At 45.2% G+C, this 3,195-nt stretch carries 4 protein-coding genes; all 4 read left to right on the forward strand.

Features of this window, described 5'->3' with window-relative positions:
* Positions 1-923, forward strand: a 923-nt coding sequence (locus EZI54_RS23315; protein ID WP_207389329.1) for a hypothetical protein, incomplete at its 5' end; no start/stop codon positions are given.
* A 13-nt stretch (positions 924-936) separates the two neighbouring features.
* Entirely contained in the window at positions 937-1,557 is a 621-nt protein-coding gene (locus EZI54_RS23320) for a T6SS immunity protein Tdi1 domain-containing protein (protein ID WP_131484254.1), read from the forward strand.
* 349 nt (positions 1,558-1,906) lie between these two features.
* On the forward strand, positions 1,907-2,212 hold the full coding sequence (locus tag EZI54_RS23325; protein ID WP_131484255.1) for a hypothetical protein: 306 nt from the start codon (positions 1,907-1,909) through the stop codon (positions 2,210-2,212).
* A gap of 207 nt (positions 2,213-2,419) precedes the next feature.
* The gene (locus EZI54_RS23330; protein ID WP_131484256.1) at positions 2,420-2,935 is read left to right on the forward strand and encodes a hypothetical protein; all 516 of its coding nucleotides are present in this window, start codon (positions 2,420-2,422) and stop codon (positions 2,933-2,935) included.
* Positions 2,936-3,195 lie beyond the last annotated feature (260 nt).

Raw genomic sequence — 3,195 nt, forward strand, 5'->3', positions numbered from 1 at the left:
TGGTGCAACAGGCGGCTGATTGGGTCGCCAATGGCCTGAAAGGCGGGGAAAACCTCGTGGAATGGGCGGTCACTGGCGAGTGCACCCATTGTGGCCCTCTGATGGCGACGGAATCGGCGGGCACCCCCGAAGGCGTAGCGCCGGTGGAGCCCGCGGTTGCAGCCACCCCTTTGAGGAAAGAAGCCTTCGCAGCAGACCAGGTCGAAAAATTGGCGCAGTTGCGGGCCCGGATGGCAGCGAGCGGTGCGTCCAGTTCGTATCTGTCCGGTCTGGATCAGCAGATTGACGAGGAACTGTCCAGCCTCCAGCAGATGACGGGCAAGCCGCTGGCCCTGGATCACGGTCGGCTGGTCAATCCCGCCATTGGTGATCGAGAGCGGCACCTGGCCAACGGCACGTCCGTTACGCCGCCGGCCAGGCCGATGCCCTCCAGTACCGGTGGCAGTGAGATGGTGGACTCGGGCCTGGGGCTCTTGACGAGGCCGGCGGTGGAGGAGAAAGCTTGGTCTACGGTGTCTGGGGATCGTTCGGGCGAGGTAAACCTTGGCCCTTATTTGATGGAGCAGGATACCGATGGTGCAAAGAAGGTAGATCTCAACCTCAAATATAAAGATGGGTGGACAAACGCACAAAAAGCAGCTGCTGATGCAAAGTGTCAGGTATTGTGTGATGCGAATACTGTTGTGACGCAAGCCCAGCGCTCCGGTACTTCAGCTTCTAGCCGTTATAAGCGAGCTGGAAACACTGTTTCCCCAGGTGATGATGTGGATCATAGTGTGGATCTGCAATTAGGTGGGGCAGATAGCGTTTCAAATATGCTACCTTTGAACTCAAGCGTTAATAGAAGCCTTGGCTCGCAAATTCACCATCAAATTAAAAATTTGCCGGCCGGTACTGTTGTTGACAAAGTGAATATTCAGTAGCAGAGAAGCTAGTATGTTCGAAAAATTTCAATCGAAATATGAGAAGGATAAAGTTAAGGAGGGGGCAGAATCTCTCTCCTTTGATCTTCCTATTAAGGCAACGGGGCTGAGTGAATTTCTCGGAAATTATTCAGGCAGCTCTTTTGGTGGGCTATATCGCGTGCATTCTGTTCAAAATATTGGAAAATGGAATCAGGTTGTAGGAAAAGCTTTTCCGGAATTTAAAAATCGTATTTTCTGTTTTGGTTACGATTGGCTTGGGAGGCAATTTGCTCTTGATAGAAAACGTATAGAGTCAGGCGAGCCTTTGATTCTTATGTTGGAGCCGGGTACTGGTGAGGTGCTAGAAATTCCAGTTAATTTTGTTCAGTTTCATGAAGATGAATTGGTAGATTATGCTAATGAAGCGTTAGCGGCTGAGTTCTTTCAGGAATGGCTTGCCGCTGGTAATGCCTCCCCCAAACTTGATCAGTGTGTTGGGTATAAAAAACATCTGTTTTTAAATGGCTCTGATACGATTGAGAACTTGGAGCTGACAGATTTAGAAGTTTATTGGGATATATCTAGTCAACTTCTTGAAAAAGTTCGTGGTTTACCACTTGGAACACCAATCAAAAATATTACAATCTCTTAAAAGGCGAAGTGCGGGGTCTACCTTTGAATTTAGCAGATCAGTGGATGCGTTCTGTTCTAGACTAGTACCGGTGGCGGAGGTGTGGCTCATGGGCAGTTCCAGGGGCAGGTCTTGCCTTTTGCCCATGGTCATCGCCGCAGAGACCGAAGGGTCAAGGAAGGGGTCAGGTGGTGAAATGCTAATTGATTTGGTGTCAATTGACAATTCAACACCTGACCCCTTCTCACAGACCACTTCTCACGCAACACCTGACCCCTTCTCACGTGCTGAAAAGGCTTACGATATTAAGATAACCACCCCCAGCGAGTGCCTCCTGTACTTCAACCTGGGCCAACGTTAGGAGAGTAATTTGCTAGTACGAGCTAATGACAGAGATGAAGTTATCGAAGTCTATGGTATTTACTGGGTTGGCGGCGAACGTATTTATTGGATCGTCCCTTATGAAAACTATGAAGGTTTTATCACGTTGAGTGAAAGTGAGTCGACCGTGGTAGATCCGATTATAGATAATTTTGTTATAAGAAAGAACGATGCGGGTGAGGATCTTTTTTTACATTGGGCAGCTGATAAAAACGATTTAATATATTCTCTCGTTGAGCACGACCCGGAAGCAATGAAGCAGTTTAATCAGAGGCTTAGTGAGGGTGGATTTTAATCGGGAAAAATTAAAAGGGGACAGATTTATTTTTTGCGGTTTTCCAACAATGGAGTAACAGCACCAAAAAATAAATCTGTCCCCTTTTTCCCGACGACTTAGAGCATTTCAGGAAGCTGGAGTCGATGTGAATACTGTTCCAGCTTCAAAAGAGCAAGTGCGTAAAATTAAGCGACGTCTACAAAATAAGAAAAAATAGGCCTATTTATGACTAACAAAATTTTAAAGTGCGGTACGTTTCTTTTGTTTTTCGGGATATTGTCCCGAAGGCATTTTGAAATAGCGCCAGTTTGGTGTGAATATTACGAACCATCAGAACTAGATGATGTTGATGTGTCAGATGAATGGATTCAAGCTAACCTTTTTGAACGATTAAGTTCGTCTGATGAAAGGGTTTTTTATTCTACATCGAAAGATATTGACTACTCGAAAAGAGAATTTTTAAATGTTTCTTGTGAGTTGGTGCTGGACGGGCACCAATTACAAGGATACCTGTACATAACTCAAGGTAAGATAAATAGTGTTTCGATTTTTATCGGTGATGACGTGGTAGATTTATATTCTTCAGACCTATTGTTTGAAGATAATTTAGAAACTCTTAGTGATATTTCAGAGCATTTAAAAGCCAATATTGAAAACGTTGATTCCATAGAATATATGCAAAAAAACGGTGCTGTTAATAGCATCGAACTGAAGGGAGTGTTTCAGTTTCCTATTGAATGATTTAATGTTGCAAACAATGCAAAGGCGATTAAGCAGAAAAGGGGACAGATTTAATTTTGTAAAGAAAATAAATCTGTCCCCTTTTTTCGGTCCCCTTTTTTTCCTAGGGTTAGGTGTTTGAGTTGTTTTTATGGAGGGGAGGGGGTCAGGTGTTGAAATGTTAATTAGCAGTGTATAGATTGCCCTCATGCCAAGACCTCAACGCCTGGAATATGAGGGCGCCTTCTACCATGTCATGAATCGTGGCCGCCGTCGGCAGA

This window comes from Marinobacter halodurans (assembly GCF_004327985.1).
Taxonomy (GTDB): Bacteria; Pseudomonadota; Gammaproteobacteria; order Pseudomonadales; family Oleiphilaceae; genus Marinobacter_A; species Marinobacter_A halodurans.

Bases quoted from the DNA above. Each gene is read 5' to 3' on its own strand.
- EZI54_RS23330 (WP_131484256.1), top strand. From the start codon at position 2,420: ATGACTAACAAAATTTTAAAGTGCGGTACGTTTCTTTTGTTTTTCGGG.
- EZI54_RS23320 (WP_131484254.1), top strand. From the start codon at position 937: ATGTTCGAAAAATTTCAATCGAAATATGAGAAGGATAAAGTTAAGGAG.